This is a genomic window from Neisseria sp. HMSC064D07, assembly GCF_001837185.1.
Classification (GTDB): domain Bacteria; phylum Pseudomonadota; class Gammaproteobacteria; order Burkholderiales; family Neisseriaceae; genus Neisseria; species Neisseria flavescens_C.
Genome location: NZ_KV831654.1, coordinates 16,651 through 34,522 on the forward strand (window position 1 = coordinate 16,651; position 17,872 = coordinate 34,522).

Here is a 17,872-nt window from a genome sequence, read left to right on the forward strand (position 1 = left end):
TACCGATTGAAACGCACCTTGCCACAAGGTGCGTTTTTTATATTCAGGCGGATGAAAGTTGAAATAGGGCCGATAAACGGGCAAAGGCCGTCTGAAACATTTTATTTTGAAGCACAATCGGCTAAAATCAGGCGAATGATTTTATGCAGGAGCAAACCATGAGCAATCAACACGACAACGTAGATGCCGGCGAAATCGCCAAGTTCAGCCAAATCGCCGATAAATGGTGGGATAAAAACGGCGAATTCAAGCCCCTGCATGACATCAACCCCTTACGCCTCGACTATATCGACGGCTATGCCGGATTGGCAGGTAAACGCGTGCTGGATGTAGGCTGCGGCGGCGGGATTTTGTCAGAAAGCATGGCCAAACGCGGCGCAGAACACGTGACCGGCATCGATATGGCGGAAAAATCCCTGCAAACCGCCGCTGCCCATGCGACCGCTCAACACGTTGCCAATATCGATTACCGCTGCATCCGCGTTGAAGACCTCGCCGCCGAGCAGCCGCACAGCTTTGACGTGGTAACGTGTATGGAAATGATGGAACACGTTCCCGATCCGGCCGCCATCGTTCAAGCCTGTGCGAAACTGGTCAAACCAGACGGCATGGTGTTTTTCTCCACTATCAACCGCAATCCCAAATCTTATCTGCATCTGATTGTCGGTGCGGAATATCTGTTGAAATTCGTTCCCAAAGGCACGCATGACTGGAAAAAATTCATCACGCCGGCAGAACTCGCACGTATGTGCCGCCAAGCCGGATTGGATACCGTCGGCAGCAAGGGCATGACCTACAATTTGTTGAGCGGCCGTTATTCTTTGTGTGACTCGACCGAGGTCAACTACATGGTTGCCTGCCGTCCGGCGTAAGGTTCCACGGATAAAACACACGGGCTTGCCCGATATTTGAAACAGTATGTCGAAAGCAGCTTAATTCAAATATCGGTAAGGCAAATCAGGCCGTCTGAAAAGAAAAAAGGCATGTGCGATACATGCCTTTTTTGTATGTGGGTTGTACTCGTTATTCCGTCCAAGACGAATACGGATGTTTGCTCAAATACGCATTGGTGAACTTACCGTCTGACGTGATTTCCTTGCCCAACCAAGACGGTTTGGGGAACTCGGTATCTTCAGACGGCAATTCGATTTCCGCCACAATCAATGGCGCATTGTCGCCGAAATATTCGTCTATTTCATACACAAAGCCTTCAAATTCGACCCGATAGCGGTATTTTTCCATTTTAAACGGGCACATATCCGCCATCATCGCCTGCGCGTGAGCCAGCGGGATTTCGTATTCAAACTCGCTGCGCGTCATATCGGAAATATAGCCTTTCAGGGTCAGCCAGGCTTGCGAACCGATAATCCGCACGCGGATGGTGCGCTCTTTTTCCACGCTCAAATAGCCCTGTTGCAACACCAGCGGCTCGCCTGCCGCTTCGCGCCAACTGTCATCCGCCAGCAAAAAGCGGCGTTCGATTTCGACCGTCATGAATTCTTTCCTTATTTACCAAACAGGCCGTCTGAAGATTAAAACGGCTTGAAAACCACCATATAAAGCGCGGCCACCATCATCAAAACGGGGAGTTCATTGAATACCCGATACCAGCGGTGCGAATACACATTGCTGCCGTTTTGAAAACGGCGCAGCAACAGGCCGCAATAAAGCTGATAAGCCAAGAGCAGCAGGCCGCACAATAATTTAACCGCCAGCCAGCCGTTGCCCCACCAATTGTTGACAAAGCCGATGGCCGCGCCGAATATCAGCGTTCCCCAGCCCAAAGGCGACATAAAGCGGTACAGCCGCCGCGACATATCCGTCAGCCGTACATATTCAGCGCTGCCGGGTTCTAATTGCGCCAGATTCACATAAATCCGCGGCAGATAAAACAGTCCGGCAAACCAAGAAATCACAAAAAATATGTGTAACAGCTTAAACCACAAATACATTTCAGACGGCCTCAACACCTAAAACCGTTATTTTATCCGCAATGCGGCCCAAGCCGAAACAAAATAGTCAAAACAATCCGACAAGGTGCGCCACAACAATGTGTGGCAGGCATGATTTTACCCAAAAGCCAAATTGTAAATTCCGCAATAATATGCACATTGAGATATGCAAAATGCAAAAAACTTGCTAGAATCCTATGCTATTTAACTATAAAAGCATTATGGACGGAAAACATGAAACAATTTGAAATCAGCAGCAGCGTCAGAAAAGCGCTTTGCGACTACCTGAATACGCACAATCTAAACCTCAAAGCCGCCATGGACAATGAAACAACCAATGGCGAAGTCGCGGCCATCGTTCACGCAGGATTGCCGGCGATGATTCGGAAAATCTATTCTTTGGAAAAAATGAAAACCTTTTTCTGGACGAAAAAAGATTTGATGATGGAGTTTATCAATATGCGCTTGGCAGCCGGCGATAAAAAGGGCAAAAACTAATTTTAGCGTTGAGCCGAGGGAGATAGGAGTTTGAAATGTGGACTTCAGTTTCTCCCGAAAAAATTGTTAGAGATTGGACGTATTTTGTTCCTCATTAATTGTGCCAACCGAAAGGCCGTCTGAAACATTTCAGACGGCCTTTAATTTTGAATCAGCAACCTTTCTGTTTAAAACGGCGGATTTTCAAATCAAGCTGCGTTGTCGAAACCGCTGTGGCGGAGCAGGGCATCCAGGCTTGGTTCGCGGCCGCGGAAGGCTTTGAAGGATTCGGCTGCGCTGCGCGAACCGCCTACGGCCAGTATTTCTTTCCAGAAGCGGCGGCCGGTTTCGGCAACGTCGTCGCTTTCTTCAAAAGCGGCGTAAGCGTCTGCACTCAAAACTTCCGCCCATGCGTAGCTGTAATAGCCTGCGGAGTAGCCGCCGGCGAAGATGTGGCTGAAGCTCAAGGCAAAGCGGTTGTATGCCGGTGGTTGGGTCACGGCGACTTCTTGACGCACTTTGTCTAAGATTTGCGGCCATTCTTTCAGACGACCTTCATCTTCCTGATGGTAGATTTCCATGTCGAAGAGGGCAAATTCCATCTGGCGGACGAGGAACATACCGCGTTGGAAGTTTTTAGCCGCGTGCATTTTGTCGAACAGCTCTTTCGGCAATACCGCGCCGGTTTCTTCGTGCGAGGACATTTGCGCCAATACGTCGTATTCCCAAACGAAGTTTTCCATGAATTGGCTAGGCAGCTCGACCGCGTCCCATTCGACGCCGTTGATGCCGGATACGCCCACTTCGTCAACTTGGGTCAACAAGTGGTGCAGGCCGTGGCCGGTTTCGTGGAAGAGGGTGATGATTTCGTCGTGGCTCAAACGCGCTTCTTTGTCGCCAACAGGCGGGGTAAAGTTGCAGACGAGGTAGGCGGTCGGCAGTTGCAGCGTACCGTCGGCGAAACGGCGGCGGCCTTTGTAGCCGTCCATCCATGCGCCGCCGCGTTTGCCTTCGCGTGCGTACAAGTCCATGTAAACGCCGCCGATGGTTTGGCCGTCTTGTTTCAGCTCGAAATAGCGCACGTCTTTGTGCCAAACGGGGACGGTTTTTTCAGCCAGCTCGATGCCGTAGAGTTTTTTGATTTGGGTAAACAGGCCTGCCAATACTTTGCTGATAGGGAAGTATTTTTTCACTTCGGTTTCGCTGAAGGCGTATTTGGCTTGGCGCAGTTTTTCGGCGGCGTAGCTCAAATCCCAAGATTGTGGATCTTCGATATTCAGGTTTTCGCGTGCAAAGGCTTTGATTTCGGCAAAGTCTTTTTCGGCAAACGGTTTGGCGCGGCGGGCAAGGTCGTGCAGGAAATTCAGAACCTGTTCGGGCGTATCCGCCATTTTGGTTGCCAGCGACAGCTCGGCGTAGTTTTTGAAGCCGAGCAGTTTGGCGGTTTTCAGCGCGTTTGCGAGGGTTTGTTCGACGTTGGCTGTGTTGTCGAATTTGCCTTCGTCAGCCAATTCGCTGGCACGGGTAACGTAGGCGCGGTAGATTTGTTCGCGCAGTTCGCGGTTGTCAGCGTATTGGATAACGGCGAGGTAGTGCGGAATCTGCAGGCCGATTTTGTAGCCTGTTTTGCCTTCGCTTTGCGCGGCGGCGGCAAACATGGCGATGGAGTCTTCGGGAATACCGGCAAGCGGCGCGGCATCGTCAAAGTAAATGCCGAAAGCGTCGGTCGCGTCTTGGATGTTTTGTGCGAATTTGGCGCCCAGTTGCGCGCCTTCGGTTTGCAGTTGCGCCAGTTCTGCCTGCTGTTCGGGCGGCAATTCGGCACCGCTGAGGACGAAATCGCGCAAGTCGTGGTTGAGCTTGGTTTGCTGTGCTTGGGAGAGGGTGTTGAATTCGGCAGAATTTTTGATGATTTTGAAGCGGTTGTACAACTCGATGTCTTGACCGATTTCGGTGAAGAAAATGGTGATTTCAGGCATCAATTCGTTGTATACGGCACGCAGCTCGGGCGTATCGACCACGGAGTTGAGATGGGAAACCACGCTCCAAATGCGGCCGACGCGTTCGGTAATGTCGGTTAGTTTTTCGACGGTGTTGGCCCAGTCGGTGTGCGTTTGCGCTTTGATGGCGGCGATTTGTTCACGTGCTTCGGCAATGGCGGTTTGCAGGGCGGGTTTGATGTCTTCGGTTTTGATTTGGTCGAAACGGGGTTCTTCGCCCAAGTGGAGCAGGACGTTGTCGCTCATATGGTTTCTCCTGAATAAGATGGATTCAGACGGCTTTGTGGCCGTCTGAAAAGAAAACGATAGGCGTTATATGGTGGCAGACAGGCAGAATTAAAGTGTCTCGCCTGCCTGTCTGCCAATCTTATTCTGCGCCGCGTGGATTGGCGTGCAATGGCGCAGCCAGCTCGAGGCGCATGGTGGTGCCTTCGGGGGCGTAAACTGCATTAGCAAGATTGGTTTGCAGGGATTCGGCAAACGAGCCGCGATACACTTTTGCGCCTTGGTGGGTCAGGTTGGATTGCACGTCGACGTACACTTCTCCGCCGATTTGACGCCAGAGGTAGCAGAAGGTGTAGTCTTCGGACAGATAGCGTTTGCTTTCGGGATCGACCATGCAGTCGAAGAAGCGGTAGTGCAGGCCTTTGTTTTCCGGGCTGTAGTCGCTGTCGGAGACGTAGTTCAACTCGGGGTAGGCCTCTATCATTTTTTCAAATACGCTGCGTTTGATAACCATGAAGCCGGTTGGCGCGTCATGGACTTTCATAAAACCGTCTTCATCGACTTTCAATACGATTTCACCGTTTTCATCTTTGTCGTTGGTGTTGACGGTGTAAGAAGTGTACATGCGCTCAAAATCGGCTTGAGTCATGCCGGCCGGAAGGCCTGCTTTCGGCCAGTTTTCGCGTTTGAGCGGATAAACGCCGGCTACAACGTCTTTATCGGCCAAGAGCAGGCGGTAGAATGAGTCGGGAGAGAAGCCGATGTCGGAGTCAATCCAGAATAAATGCGTCCATTCTTTGTTTTCCAAAAATTTGGCCACGCAGTTGTTGCGCGCGCGCGTAATCAGGCTTTCGCCGCGCTGCATCATTACTTGCAGCGGCAGGCCGAGGGAGGCGTTGGTGTGGACGATGTTCAGAAGCGAGAGGGTGTAGTTGTGGAAATATTTGCCGTCATGGCTGGGGGTCATAATGACGGGATACATTTCGGCAAGGGCTGATTCGGGCAACATGACTTTTCCTTATTGTTGATTGTGAACTTCATTATTGTAAGGGATTTGATTGTATCAATAAACAAACCGTACTATTTTGTTTGGTTGATCAGTCGGTATTGCGTGCGCAAAAATTCGTCTAAGACGGCCTGTTGTATTTCCAGCCGTTTGGAAACGGGGGAGGCGAAGCGTACGATGATGTGGTACACCTTGTCATCATGCGGCACGCGGGACACGCGCGGCTGGGCGGCGGGGGTAATAAAGAGTTTTTGCGCTTGAACGTTTTCCAAATATTGTTGGATAACGGGAACATAGGCTGCGCACAAGGGCTCAAGAACGGCTTTCAGACGGCCTATGATTTCGTCCGAATCCAAATGAATCGGCACGGGGATTTCCACCGTATGAATCACATAATTGCCCAAAATATTGTCGCGGCGCACGGTATGGCTCAAAAGCAGGCTGTTGGGAAACGAGAGCGTTTTGCCGGAAAGCTGGCCGATCAACGGATTAGGGCCGATTTGCATCATCAGCGTGTTCAGCATATTGATATCGACCACCCGTCCGCGCAGGCCGTTGATTTCGATGTAATCGCCGATGGAGTATTGTTTGGTTACCGAGCGCAGGATGCTGCCGGACAAACACATAATCAGCTCTTTGGTTGCCACCACAATCGCCGCGGCCACTGCAAACATCGACAAGGCTAAAGTTTGAATCTGCGCCGCCCAAATCATCGCCAGCCCGAGCAGGATCAGCAACATGGTCACGTTGCGGCTGAACACCAGCGAGCGGCGTTTGTTTTCAATGCTCAAATCCGGATGGCTGCGAAAATGCGCCGAGAGCAAAATGCTGCGCCCGGCAATGACGGCCACAATCATCAATACCGACATCAATGCCGATTTAATGATTTCTTCACTGACAGGCAAAGCGTTCAGCCATTCATGCATGGTGTTCCACATAATACTGTTTCCTTTCCCTTTTTAGGTCGTCTGAAAACTCACGTGTTCAAAAATTTCTGCCGCACACGCTTCCGATACCGCAAACAAAGTTGCCACGCTGCCCAAAGTCCGTTGCGCTGCCACGCTCAAATCATCGCGGCACACTTCGCCCAGCCACTCAACCGGCCGTACCAGCGACATTTTTTCATCGTCCCATTGCGGACAATGTACCGCTCCGCCCGTAATCCTGCCAACCCGATAACGGCGCAGGGTAGGCGAGTAGGTCAATACGGCATCTCCATCGGACAACTCGTTGACAAACCGCCACATCTGAGCCGCACCCGATTGCGCCGTTCTCAACTTCACATCCGGCACGGCTGAACGGTAAATATCCGTCAGTTCCTCACGGCCAAAACCCTTGGCCGCCGCTTCGGCCAGCATAGGCCAGGCCAACGCCACCACACCGCGTTCAAAAAATACATCATAAAGCGCACCTTGCGTGCTGCGAACCATATAAAGTCTGGCTTGTTTTCCCATTGCAGTACCTGTTTGTTTGAAGAACCCATCTCTTTGTTTCCATGTTACCCGTTACGGCTGAAAAATTCGATATTTTGAATTATCGGAAGGGTTTTAAGTTCTCGCTGAAAATAAATGAATGATGAATAAAAGGCCGTCTGAAAAACAAAATAGTCTGATATATCAATAGATGATATATCGTAACAATATATTAATAACTGTAAAATTTTTTACGTTTGCATCAAAAAAAGATAAGATAAAAAATCAATCACGAAAGATTGCTATTCACTGAACATTAGGAGAGAAAAAATGACCTGTAAAACCCACGAACATCATGACCACGTCCACGGCGCAAACTGCGGCCACACTGCCATCAAACATGAAGGCCACGTCGATTATCTACACGACGGCCACCTGCACCATGAGCACAACGGCCACTACGACGAGCATGCACTGAGCGTCAATGAAACCAACCCTGACGGCTGCCACCCGGTTGACACCTGCCACGGCCACGTTCACGGCGAAGGTTGCGGCCACGAAGCCGTACCGCACGGCGATCACGTCGACTACATCGTCAACGGCCGTCTGCATCACCAACACGGCGATCACTGCGACGACCATGGCCCGGTTGAAATCGTTAAATAAAACTGTTTTTCAGACGGCCTTTGATATGGGGCTTCTATAGAAAAAGGGGGTGTATTTTCACCCCCTTTTTTTGTGGGCTATCTTTTCCTATTAGCCAAAGTCTCTTGCAATAAACTTTTCAGATAATCTCTCTATACAATAAGGTCGTCTGAAAGCCTCAATCCGTATTTGATTTATGTTTTTAAAGCGCTTTTTAAATTAAAGGCCGTCTGAACGTGTAGTTTCAGACGGCCTTTAGTCTTACCAATTCACACGAACTGCCCTGCTGCCGAGCAATGTTTCCAGTTCGTCAAACAAGGCGGTGCTTGGCGTTACAATCCATTTGGGCGCAATTTTCAATTTACCCGATGCTTTGCCGTTGCTGTACGATAGTTGCAGCGGGATGTGCGACGTGTCGGGCAGGCGGTGGGCGGTGAGGATGGCGGCGAGGCGCGTGATGTCGTGGCCGGGAGCTAGGGCGAGGCTGAGGCTGCGGGCGTAGCGTTCGCGCGCCATTTGCAGGGTCATGACTTGGTTGGCCATGATGCGCAGCCCGTCGCCGCCTCCGTAGTCGTCACGGCTGACTTTGGACTCGATAATCAGCACTTGGTCGGATTTGAGGTAGTCGGCGCAGTTTTCCAGCGTGTGGCCGCTGACCATGATTTCAATCTGCCCGCTCAAATCTTCGAGGCTGACGAAGGCGATTTTGCCGCGCTTGCCCATCATGGTGCGCACGGCGGTAACGAATCCGGCGAGGCGCGCGCTGTCTTGCGGTTTCAGACGGCCTAATTTGGTCGGGGCGATTTGGCGGACTTCTTGGGCATACGGGCCGAACGGGTGGCCGGACAGATAAAAGCCGATGACGGTTTTTTCTTCGGCAAGTTTTTCCGATTCGCTCCACATCGGCGCGTCGATGAGCTGCACCGGCTCGATAGCGTCTTCCATCATGTCAAACAGTCCACCCTGATTGGCGTTGGCGGCTTTTTGGTCGGCGTTGTTCATGGCGAGGTCGATGTTTGCCAAGAGCATGGCGCGGTTGGGTTCGATGCTGTCGAACGCGCCGCCGCGGATCAGGGCTTCGAGGGTGCGGCGGTTCATGTGTTCTTTGCCGACGCGCTCGCAGAAGTCCAAGAGGCCGGTAAATTTGCCGCCGCTTTGCCGCGCGGCGATGATGGATTCGACGGCGGCTTCGCCCGTGCCTTTAATCGCGCCGAGTGCGTAGCGGATTTTCATGTTCGGATACGGCGTGAAGCGGTAGTCGGATTCGTTGATGTCGGGCGGCAGGAACTCGATGCCGTTGGCGCGGCAGTCGTCGTAGAAATGCTTGAGCTGGTCGGTGTTGTCCAATTCAGACGACATGGTTGCTGCCATAAATTCGGCGGGGTAGTGCGCTTTGAGCCATGCAGTCTGGTAGGAAATCAGGGCGTAGGCGGCGGCGTGGGATTTGTTGAAACCGTAGCCGGCGAATTTTTCCATGTAGTTGAAGATTTCGTCGGATTTTTCGCGCGAAATACCTTGTTTTGCCGCACCTTCGGCGAAAATTTCGCGGTGTTTCACCATTTCTTCGGGCTTTTTCTTACCCATGGCGCGACGCAGTAAGTCCGCGCCGCCGAGCGAGTAGCCGCCGATAATCTGCGCCGCCTGCATCACTTGTTCCTGATATACCATAATGCCGTAGGTCGGCGCGAGGATGCCTTCGAGCAGCGGATGGATGTATTGGAATTCCTGTCCCTTCATGCGCGCGACGAAGTCGGGAATATTGTCCATCGGGCCGGGACGGTAGAGCGACACGAAGGCGATAAGTTCTTCAAACTTGGTCGTGTGCGCCGTTTTCAGCATTTTTTTCATGCCGGTCGACTCGAACTGGAACACGGCGGTGGTGTTCGCATCGCGGAAGATTTGATAGGCGGCTTGGTCGTCAAGCGGAATCTTGCCGACATCGACGATATCGCCGGTGGTGTTTTTGATGTTGTTCTGCGCCATTTCGATAATGGTCAAGTTGCGCAGACCCAAAAAGTCGAACTTCACCAAGCCCACGTCTTCCACGTCGCCTTTGTCGTACATGGATACGGGCGAGGCGGATTCGTCCGCCTGATACACAGGGCTGTAATCGGAAATCTTGCCCGGCGCAATCAACACGCCGCCTGCGTGCATACCCAAACCGCGCGTCAGGTCTTCCAGCTTTTTCGCCAGCGTAATCAGTTCGTCCGCTTCTTCCGCTTCAATCAATTCCTGAATCTGCGGCTCGGCCTCCATGGCTTTTTCTAAACCCAGGGGTTTGTTGGCTTCCAACGGAATCAGCTTGGACAGTTTGTCGCACAGCATAAACGGCAGTTCCAGCACGCGCCCCACGTCGCGGATGACTGCTTTGGACGACATCGTTCCGAAAGTCACAATCTGGCTTACCGCATCCGCGCCGTATTTTTCGCGCACATATTCAATCACGCGGCCACGGTTTGCCTGACAGAAGTCAACGTCAAAGTCAGGCATGGAGACGCGTTCAGGGTTTAAGAAACGTTCGAACAGCAGCGCGTATTTGAGCGGATCAAGGTCGGTAATCTTCAATGAATACGCCACCAATGAGCCTGCACCCGAACCACGGCCCGGTCCTACCGGACAGCCGTGCGTTTTTGCCCAGTTGATAAAGTCTTGTACGATAAGGAAATAGCCGGGGAATTTCATCTGGATAATGATGTTCAGCTCAAAATCCAAACGTTCCTGATATTCCGGCATTTTTGCCGCCCGTTCCGCCTCGTCGGGATAAAGCTGAACCATGCGTTCCTGCAAACCCTCGTTGGACAGTTTCACCAAATAATCGTCCAGCGACAGGCCGTCCGGGGTAGGGAAGAGCGGCAGGAAGTTTTTGCCCAATGTGATGTGCAGATTACAGCGTTTGGCAATTTCTACCGTGTTTTCCAAGGCTTCAGGCAAATTGGCGAAACGTTCGGCCATGGTTTCCGGCGGAATGAAAAACTGGCTCGGCGTGAAATCGCGCGGACGTTTTTTGTCCGTCAATACCCAGCCGCCTGCAATACACACCCGCGCCTCGTGCGCGTTGAAATCGTCGCGGCTCATAAACTGTGTCGGATGCGTCGCCACCACTGGCAAACCCAGTTCCTCAGCCAGCTTCACGCTGCCCGAAACGCAAGCCTCCCATTCAGGGCGTTCGGGCAGGCGTTGCAGCTCTAGATAAAACGCATCGGGAAACCATGCTGCATATTTCAACGCCGCCGTACGCGCCGCGTCTTCATTGCCGTTCAAAAGATTCACGCCCACTTCGCCGTAATGTGCGCCGCTCAAACAAATCAAGCCGCTGTTGTCGCCGTTTTTCAGCCATTCGGGGTTGAGTTCCGCATGATGGATATTGCGGTCTTTGCCGACATAAGCCTCCGTTAAAAGCTCGCTCAAGCGCAGATAGCCCGCATCGTTGCGGATAATCAGCATGGCGCGAAACGGCTTGTCGGGCGCATTCGGATTGCCTATCCACACATCCGCCGCGCCGATGGGCTTAATCCCTGCGCCGCGGCAGGCTTTATAGAATTTCACCAAGCCGAATTCGTTCATCAAATCGCTGATGCCCAAAGCAGGCAAACCGTATTCCTGCGCTTTGGCAATCAGTTTTTTAATCCGCACCATACCGTCGGTAATCGAAAATTCGGTATGCAGGCGCAGGGGGATGTAGGTCGGCTCGGTCATGGCAAAATCGGCGTGAACAATAAAAGGCGTATTGTAGCAGGGTTGGCAGCTAAAGGCCGTCTGAAAACCAAATGTAATGGGGTTGGATAAAGCAAATCAAACAGAAGGGGCTTTCTTTCAGACGGCCATGTTAAAATATCGCCATTATTGAAAAGGATTAAATGATGGAAGCAACCGTCTATCTTGAAGACAACGAATACATCGCGTTGTGCGACTTATTGAAATTGGCCGGCCTTGCCGAAAGCGGCGGACAGGCAAAAGCGTTTATCGCCGAAGGGCTGGTGTTGCGCAACGGCGAAACCGAAACCCGTAAAACCGCCAAAATACGCGGTGGCGAAGTGATTGAGTTTGACGGTGCGCGCTTGGAAATCGCCGATGGATACGACTCTGAAGAATAAAGCCGAAGCCATCTTGGGCGAGCCGTTGTTAGACGAACCTGTCCGCCCTGAGTCGTGGGAATGTTGCGGCAGCGAGTGCGGCGATGCCTGTATCCAGACAATGTATTGGGCGGAAAAAGCACGTTATGACGCGCAACAGCGGAAATTGAAAGAAGCTGGTTGGACTGATGGTGAAGATGAGGTAAAGGCCGTCTGAAAACGATTGGGCTTGATAGGAGCTGTGTTTCAAACAATGCTGCATTAAAGCCAATGCCGTCTGAAAGTTTCAGACGGCATTGGCTTTTTTAAAGTTTAAATTAAGATTGTGTTACCTCGGAAGCGGTTGCATTTTCAGGTGTGTCAGGTACAGCATCTGCAGGAGCCTGATAATCTGTATTTTGCGATGAAGAGGGCTCGGCATTGTCATGGTTATCATGTTTATGATGCTTATCATGTTTACCAAAGTGTCGTTTGTCTTGATCGTCATCTTGTGCTACTGCCAATACTTTGCCGTTTTGAGCATCAACCAAAGCTTCGTATTCGACGCCGTCTTTCAAGATTTCTACTTTGTAACGGCCGCCCAAATGTTGTTTGTATTTGTAATCGACATCTTTAACGACGCCGCCCACTTCCGCTACCGCTGCTGCGGCTGCTTGCTGGCCGGAAACCTTTGCAAATATACCTTCTTTGAAAGCCATAGTACCTGCTGCACCAGCAACGCCCAAACTTGAAGCAATAATACCGGCAATGATGAGTTTTTTTGAAATAAAAGCGTTAATGCGTTTCATGATTTTCTTTCCTACTGTGTTGTTGAACGATGAATGCATTCTATGCCTCAACAATTAGCTGAATATGAGCAAAATGCTAAGATGTGTAATTAGTTGCAATACTAAAATTAACACTTTAATAATAATGGAGATCGAAGCCGCGCTTTCAGACGGCCTTGCTGATATGTTGTGATGGCATATTTGGCGAAAGTTTTGGTTTGCGTGTGAAAACAAAAAGTGTGATGAAAAAAGGGCATGTGTGATACATGCCCCGAATTAAATGGTAAACGCGATGGTGAGAAAACAAATGACGGAATAAAATTTGCGGTTGGTCAACTCATCTCATTCCGCCTTGTTTTACAATCATTCAGGCGATGCTTCGCCTGCAAGATTCTCGATTTCTTTGCGATGCGCGTCAAACCATGAGCCGACCACTTGATTGACTTCGTCCATACCTTGCTTTTTCAGGCTGGAGAACAGTTGAACGCTGATTTTTTGACGCTCGGTGTAGGGCTTGAGTGATTTTTTTACCGTCGCTAAAGTTTTAATCTGGTCGTTTTTAGACAGCTTGTCTGCTTTTGACAGCAGGATATGCACAGGACGGCCGGTGATGTGGAAAAAGTCCAGCATTTGAATGTCTAAAGCTTTTAGCGGATGGCGCGAGTCCATAATCAAAATCAGGCCGATCAATTGGCGGCGTTGTTGCAGGTAGTCGCCCAAGAGTTTGACCCAGTGCGCACGAATGGCCTCCGGTACTTGCGCGTAGCCGTAGCCGGGCAAGTCGACCATGAAATTGCCGTTTTCCAGTTCAAAGAAATTGATGTGTTGGGTGCGGCCCGGTGTTTTGGAAACGTAGGCAAGGCGCACATGATTGGTTAAAGTATTGATGGCGCTGGATTTGCCGGCATTGCTTCGGCCGACAAAGGCAATCTCGGCCGGCGTATCGGGCAGGTCTTTCAGATGGTTGACCGTTGTAAAGAATTTGGCGTTTTGAAAAAGGTTCATCAGGATTTCCTTGCATGGAAACAAAACTGCAACATCATAATTTGTATCGGGCATTTATGTTGCAGCAGTTTGGTAATTTGAGTAGTAATTTAATGTAAACTTGGTATAGAATAGCACGTTTATAGAATTATCGGTTTTAATCGGGAAAATTCCCCGGTATTTGAGTATAAAAAAGGCATTGACGCGGTACGCAATGCTGTAATCAGGAGCACTCCATGAAACGATTGACTTTATTGGCCTTGGTATTGGCTGCCGGTGCGGTTTCCGCTGCCCCTAAAGCAGATGCTGAAAAAGGCAAACAGGTAGCGACTACTATCTGTGCGGCGTGTCACGCAGCCGATGGTAACAGCGGTATCGCAACTTATCCTAAACTGGCAGGTCAGGCTGCGGCCTACACCTACGGTCAAACCATGGCCATCAAAGACGGTACCCGTACCCACGGTGCTGCCGGCGTGATGAAACCGATGGTGATGAACTTGTCCGAACAAGACATCCGCGACGCTGCCGCCTACTATGCCAAACAACAAGGCAAACCGGGCGAAGCCAATCCTAAAGAAAACCCAGAGCTGGGCGCGAAAATCTATCGCGGCGGCCTGAGCGCTAAAAAACTGCCGGCATGTATGTCTTGCCACGGCCCTAGCGGCGCAGGTATCCCGGGCGGCGGTACTGAAATCCAAGCCTATCCTCGTTTGGGCGGCCAACACAAAGCTTACGTTGTCGAGCAAATGAAAGCTTACCAATCCGGCCAACGTAAAAACGCTATCATGGCCGATATTGCCAACCGCCTGAGCGAAGAAGAGTTGAACGCAGTAGCCAACTTCATTCAAGGTTTGCACTAAATTTCGTTCTGAAACGAGTTTATTGATACAGGCCGTCTGAAAACCCTTCAGACGGCCTTAGCCAATATAGGCCGATAAGCCTGATTGGTTTTTTCAAATAGCGACAGCAAGATTTTGACTACAATATGCAATATTCTTCCTTTCGCATCACACGTCATAGCAGTCCGTTCCATCAATCGGGTTGCCCCAAGCCGACATTTGAGACATGAGTAAATCTTCATCATCCGTCCCACTTATCCGTAGACCATGGTTTGCCTTTTTCAGCTCCATGCGTTTTGCCGTTGCCCTGCTCAGCCTGTTGGGCGTGGCTTCGATTATCGGTACGGTCTTGCAGCAAAACCAGCCACAAGTCGATTATTTGGTTAAATTCGGCCCGTTTTGGTCGCAGATTTTCGGCTTGTTGGGCCTGTACGACGTGTACGCCTCGGCGTGGTTCGTTGTCATCATGATGTTCTTGGTGATTTCCACCGGATTGTGCCTGATTCGCAATGTTCCGCCGTTTTTGCGCGAGATTCGTTCGTTCCGTGAAAACGCGAAGGAAAAATCACTGGCGGCAATGCGCCATTCCATCGTTTTAGACGGACAGGTAACGCCCGAAGTTGCGCAACGTTATTTGGAAGTGCAGGGCTATGGCTGCAAAACCGTTACGCGTGAAGACGGTTCGGTTTTGGTGGCGGCGAAAAAAGGCGCGATGAATAAATGGGGCTATATCTTTGCCCATGCCGCGCTGATTGTGATTTGTTTGGGCGGTTTGATAGACAGCAATATCCTGCTGAAAATCGGTATGCTTACCGGCCGGGTCGTGCCGGACAATACTGCGGTTTACGCCAAAGACTTTAAGCCCGAAAGCGTGTTGGGTACGTCTAATTTGTCGTTTAGGGGCAATGTCAATATTTCGGAAGGTCAGAGCGCGGATGTGGTATTTCTGAATGCGGATAACGGCATGCTCGTGCAAGACCTGCCGTTTTCCGTCAAATTGAAGAAATTTCATATTGATTTTTACGATACCGGTATGCCGCGCGATTTCGCCAGCGACTTGGAAGTCACGGACAAGGCGACCGGCAAAGTCAGCGAACACACCATCCGCGTCAACCATCCTTTGACGCTGCACGGTATTACGGTTTATCAGGCAAGTTTTGCCGACGGCGGCTCAGACTTGACGTTTAAAGCGTGGAATCTGGCTGATGCCGACCGTACTCCGGTCAAACTCAAAGCAACTTCCATGCGCGAGTTTCCGCTGGATTTGGGCAAGACCTCTTATAAGCTGGAATTTGACCAGTTTACTTCGATGAACGTCGAAGACATGAGCGAGCCGTCTGAAAAAGAGCAAAACCTGAAATCCGCCATCAATGATGTTCGCTCCGTTCGTCAGGAAGGCAAAAAATACACCAATATCGGCCCGTCTATCGTTTACCGCATCCGCGACAAAGCAGGGCAGGCGGTCGAATATAAAAACTATATGCTGCCGGTAAAACAAGATGAAGACTATTTCTTCATTACCGGCACACGCAGCGGCTTGGCGCAGCAATACCGCTGGTTGCGCATTCCGATGGATAAAAACGGTAAAATCGATACCTTTATGGCTTTGCGCCAATATTTGAAAGACGACGCGGCACGCCGTAAAACCGTTGCCAACGCCGTCAAAGGCGCACCCGCCGAAATCCGCGAGCAATTCATGGCGGCGGCGGAAAACACCTTGTCGATTTTTGCCAAAGGCGGCTATTTGGCTTTGGACGAATTTGTTACCACCAACATTCCCAAAGATCAGCAGGAAAAAATGCAGGGTTATTTCTACGAGATGCTCTATGGCGTGATGAACGCCGCTTTGGAAGACACGATCAGTACATACAACCTGCCGGCTTGGCCGCAAGATGAAAAGCGCAACCGCTTCCTGCTGCATGCAATGGACGCGTACACCGGTTTGACCGAGTATCCTGCGCCGATGTTGCTGCAATTGGACGGCTATTCCGAAGTGCGCTCTTCCGGATTGCAGATGACCCGTTCGCCGGGCGCATTCTTGGTATATCTGGGTTCAGTATTGCTGGTGTTGGGTACGGTGTTTATGTTCTATATTCGTGAAAAACGCGCGTGGCTGCTGTTTTCAGACGGCCGTATCCGTTTTGCCATGTCTTCCAGCCGCAACGAACGCGACTTGCAGAAAGAATTTCCGCAACACACACGGCAATTGCAGCAGCTTGCCAAGGATTTGAACCATGAATAACAAACATCAGGCCTTGCCCGAGCATGAGCTTCTGACACACAAATCATTTATCCGAAACCTCAACCTCTTCGACTGGGCATTCGCACTGCTGATTGCAGTCGGTGCGTTTATTGCCCAAACCCAAGCCGGTCTGCACATGGATATCTACGAAATGGTAATTTTGTGGTCGAGTGCCGGTATTGCCGTTTTTCTGGGTTGGTTTTTCAAACCGATGCGCTGGTTTATCCCTTTGGGCGTGTGCTTGGCGTATTTGGCTGTTGATTTGTATGGCGGCAACATCAAACGCGCAGACGGCTTCCTGCTCAAATACCTGTTAAGCAGCCAGTCGGCGATTATGTGGCAATGCGCGTTTGTGTTCTTTGCCTTGTTTGCCTATATCGTCGGCGCGATAGCGGCGGTACGCAAAAATGTGCCGTCCAATACGCTTTTGAGCATGGGTACCGTGTTTGCGTGGGTTTCCGCGATGGCGGGCTTTGTCGGTTTGCTGGTACGCTGGCATGAAAGCTATCTGCTGCGTCCCGATGCCGGCCATATTCCGGTTTCCAACCTTTACGAAGTATTCATCTTGTTCTTGGTCATTACGGCGCTGATGTACCTCTATTACGAAGGCCGCTTTGCCGTACAAAAACTGGGTGGCTTTGTCTTCAGCTTTATGGCGATTGTGGTCGGATTTGTCTTGTGGTACAGCGTTTCACGCGAGGCGCATGCCATTCAGCCGCTGATTCCTGCTTTGCAGTCTTGGTGGATGAAAATCCACGTTCCGGCCAATTTTATCGGCTACGGCGCATTCTGTATCGCCGCCATGCTGGGTATTGCCGAATTGCTGGCACTCCGAAAAGAAGATGCGGGCAAAAAATCATGGCTGCCGCACTCGCAAGTCATTGAAGAAGTTATGTACAAAGCGATTGCCGTCGGTTTCTTGTTCTTCACGATTGCCACCATTCTCGGCGCATTGTGGGCGGCCGATGCGTGGGGCCGCTATTGGAGCTGGGACCCGAAAGAAACTTGGGCATTCATCGTTTGGCTGAATTACGCTATCTGGTTGCATTTGCGGCTGGTGGCAGGCTGGCGCGGCAAAGTGTTGGCTTGGTGGGCGGTTATCGGCCTGGTCATTACCGCCTTTGCCTTTATCGGCGTGAATATGTTCTTAAGCGGCCTGCATTCTTACGGCACTTTGTAAGCAGCTTATCCCACACTTTATTTCAGACGGCCTTTTTCCGTTTTCGGAGAAAACGCCGTCTGAATCGTTT

17 protein-coding genes are annotated in these 17,872 nt (G+C 50.9%); 8 read left to right on the forward strand and 9 right to left on the reverse strand.

From position 1 onward, the window contains the following. Nucleotides 1-158: 158 nt before the first annotated feature. The gene (gene ubiG, locus HMPREF2608_RS02290) at nucleotides 159-872 is read left to right on the forward strand and encodes a bifunctional 2-polyprenyl-6-hydroxyphenol methylase/3-demethylubiquinol 3-O-methyltransferase UbiG (RefSeq protein ID WP_191620498.1); all 714 of its coding nucleotides are present in this window, start codon (nucleotides 159-161) and stop codon (nucleotides 870-872) included. Nucleotides 873-1,023: 151 nt separating this feature from the next. Here ubiG and HMPREF2608_RS02295 read toward each other — a convergent pair whose 3' ends face one another. Both HMPREF2608_RS02295 and HMPREF2608_RS02300 read right to left on the reverse strand, forming a co-directional pair. After that, complete coding sequence (locus HMPREF2608_RS02295; protein WP_003749055.1) at nucleotides 1,024-1,494, reverse strand: CYTH domain-containing protein; 471 nt, start codon at nucleotides 1,492-1,494, stop codon at nucleotides 1,024-1,026. Nucleotides 1,495-1,532: 38 nt separating this feature from the next. Beyond that, nucleotides 1,533-1,952: a CopD family protein gene (locus tag HMPREF2608_RS02300; RefSeq protein ID WP_036492713.1), complete on the reverse strand. Its 420-nt coding sequence runs from the start codon at nucleotides 1,950-1,952 to the stop codon at nucleotides 1,533-1,535. Nucleotides 1,953-2,186: 234 nt separating this feature from the next. On the opposite strand from HMPREF2608_RS02300, the gene HMPREF2608_RS02305 reads away from it, so the two are divergent. Next, nucleotides 2,187-2,450, forward strand: a complete 264-nt coding sequence (locus HMPREF2608_RS02305; protein WP_070825840.1) for a hypothetical protein — start codon at nucleotides 2,187-2,189, stop codon at nucleotides 2,448-2,450. A gap of 188 nt (nucleotides 2,451-2,638) precedes the next feature. On the opposite strand, the gene HMPREF2608_RS02310 is transcribed toward HMPREF2608_RS02305, so the two are convergent. The 4 genes from HMPREF2608_RS02310 to HMPREF2608_RS02325 all read right to left on the reverse strand — a co-directional run bounded on the left by HMPREF2608_RS02310 (nucleotide 2,639) and on the right by HMPREF2608_RS02325 (nucleotide 7,114). Continuing rightward, on the reverse strand, nucleotides 2,639-4,675 hold the full coding sequence (locus HMPREF2608_RS02310) for a M3 family metallopeptidase (protein WP_070825841.1): 2,037 nt from the start codon (nucleotides 4,673-4,675) through the stop codon (nucleotides 2,639-2,641). 121 nt (nucleotides 4,676-4,796) lie between these two features. After that, nucleotides 4,797-5,663 carry a hypothetical protein gene (locus tag HMPREF2608_RS02315; RefSeq protein ID WP_070825842.1) on the reverse strand — a complete coding sequence of 289 codons (867 nt, stop codon included), beginning with the start codon at nucleotides 5,661-5,663 and terminating at the stop codon, nucleotides 4,797-4,799. 71 nt (nucleotides 5,664-5,734) lie between these two features. Next, nucleotides 5,735-6,598, reverse strand: coding sequence for a mechanosensitive ion channel family protein (locus tag HMPREF2608_RS02320; protein ID WP_004520900.1), 864 nt, complete (start codon nucleotides 6,596-6,598; stop codon nucleotides 5,735-5,737). 21 nt (nucleotides 6,599-6,619) lie between these two features. Then, complete coding sequence (locus HMPREF2608_RS02325) at nucleotides 6,620-7,114, reverse strand: restriction endonuclease (protein WP_070825843.1); 495 nt, start codon at nucleotides 7,112-7,114, stop codon at nucleotides 6,620-6,622. 288 nt (nucleotides 7,115-7,402) lie between these two features. Between HMPREF2608_RS02325 and HMPREF2608_RS02330 the strand changes: the two genes are divergently transcribed. After that, on the forward strand, nucleotides 7,403-7,738 hold the full coding sequence (locus tag HMPREF2608_RS02330; RefSeq protein WP_003684489.1) for a hypothetical protein: 336 nt from the start codon (nucleotides 7,403-7,405) through the stop codon (nucleotides 7,736-7,738). 240 nt (nucleotides 7,739-7,978) lie between these two features. Here the strand turns inward: HMPREF2608_RS02330 and dnaE are convergent, their stop codons facing one another. Beyond that, the gene (dnaE, locus tag HMPREF2608_RS02335; RefSeq protein ID WP_070825844.1) at nucleotides 7,979-11,413 is read right to left on the reverse strand and encodes a DNA polymerase III subunit alpha; all 3,435 of its coding nucleotides are present in this window, start codon (nucleotides 11,411-11,413) and stop codon (nucleotides 7,979-7,981) included. Nucleotides 11,414-11,577: 164 nt separating this feature from the next. On the opposite strand from dnaE, the gene HMPREF2608_RS02340 reads away from it, so the two are divergent. Beyond that, nucleotides 11,578-11,811, forward strand: a complete 234-nt coding sequence (locus HMPREF2608_RS02340; RefSeq protein ID WP_070825845.1) for an RNA-binding S4 domain-containing protein — start codon at nucleotides 11,578-11,580, stop codon at nucleotides 11,809-11,811. Beyond that, entirely contained in the window at nucleotides 11,789-12,007 is a 219-nt protein-coding gene (locus tag HMPREF2608_RS02345) for a hypothetical protein (protein WP_070825847.1), read from the forward strand. Before HMPREF2608_RS02340 ends, HMPREF2608_RS02345 begins: the two co-directional genes overlap by 23 nt. A gap of 100 nt (nucleotides 12,008-12,107) precedes the next feature. Here HMPREF2608_RS02345 and HMPREF2608_RS02350 read toward each other — a convergent pair whose 3' ends face one another. Next, complete coding sequence (locus HMPREF2608_RS02350; RefSeq protein WP_283122279.1) at nucleotides 12,108-12,578, reverse strand: PepSY domain-containing protein; 471 nt, start codon at nucleotides 12,576-12,578, stop codon at nucleotides 12,108-12,110. 342 nt (nucleotides 12,579-12,920) lie between these two features. Next, nucleotides 12,921-13,562 carry a ribosome biogenesis GTP-binding protein YihA/YsxC gene (yihA, locus tag HMPREF2608_RS02355; protein ID WP_070825849.1) on the reverse strand — a complete coding sequence of 214 codons (642 nt, stop codon included), beginning with the start codon at nucleotides 13,560-13,562 and terminating at the stop codon, nucleotides 12,921-12,923. Between the two features lie 215 nt (nucleotides 13,563-13,777). On the opposite strand from yihA, the gene HMPREF2608_RS02360 reads away from it, so the two are divergent. The 3 genes from HMPREF2608_RS02360 to ccsB all read left to right on the forward strand — a co-directional run bounded on the left by HMPREF2608_RS02360 (nucleotide 13,778) and on the right by ccsB (nucleotide 17,802). Continuing rightward, complete coding sequence (locus HMPREF2608_RS02360) at nucleotides 13,778-14,401, forward strand: c-type cytochrome (protein ID WP_003684518.1); 624 nt, start codon at nucleotides 13,778-13,780, stop codon at nucleotides 14,399-14,401. A 268-nt stretch (nucleotides 14,402-14,669) separates the two neighbouring features. Further along, the gene (locus HMPREF2608_RS02365) at nucleotides 14,670-16,622 is read left to right on the forward strand and encodes a cytochrome c biogenesis protein ResB (protein WP_070825850.1); all 1,953 of its coding nucleotides are present in this window, start codon (nucleotides 14,670-14,672) and stop codon (nucleotides 16,620-16,622) included. After that, the gene (ccsB, locus tag HMPREF2608_RS02370; protein WP_070825851.1) at nucleotides 16,615-17,802 is read left to right on the forward strand and encodes a c-type cytochrome biogenesis protein CcsB; all 1,188 of its coding nucleotides are present in this window, start codon (nucleotides 16,615-16,617) and stop codon (nucleotides 17,800-17,802) included. Before HMPREF2608_RS02365 ends, ccsB begins: the two co-directional genes overlap by 8 nt. Nucleotides 17,803-17,872 lie beyond the last annotated feature (70 nt).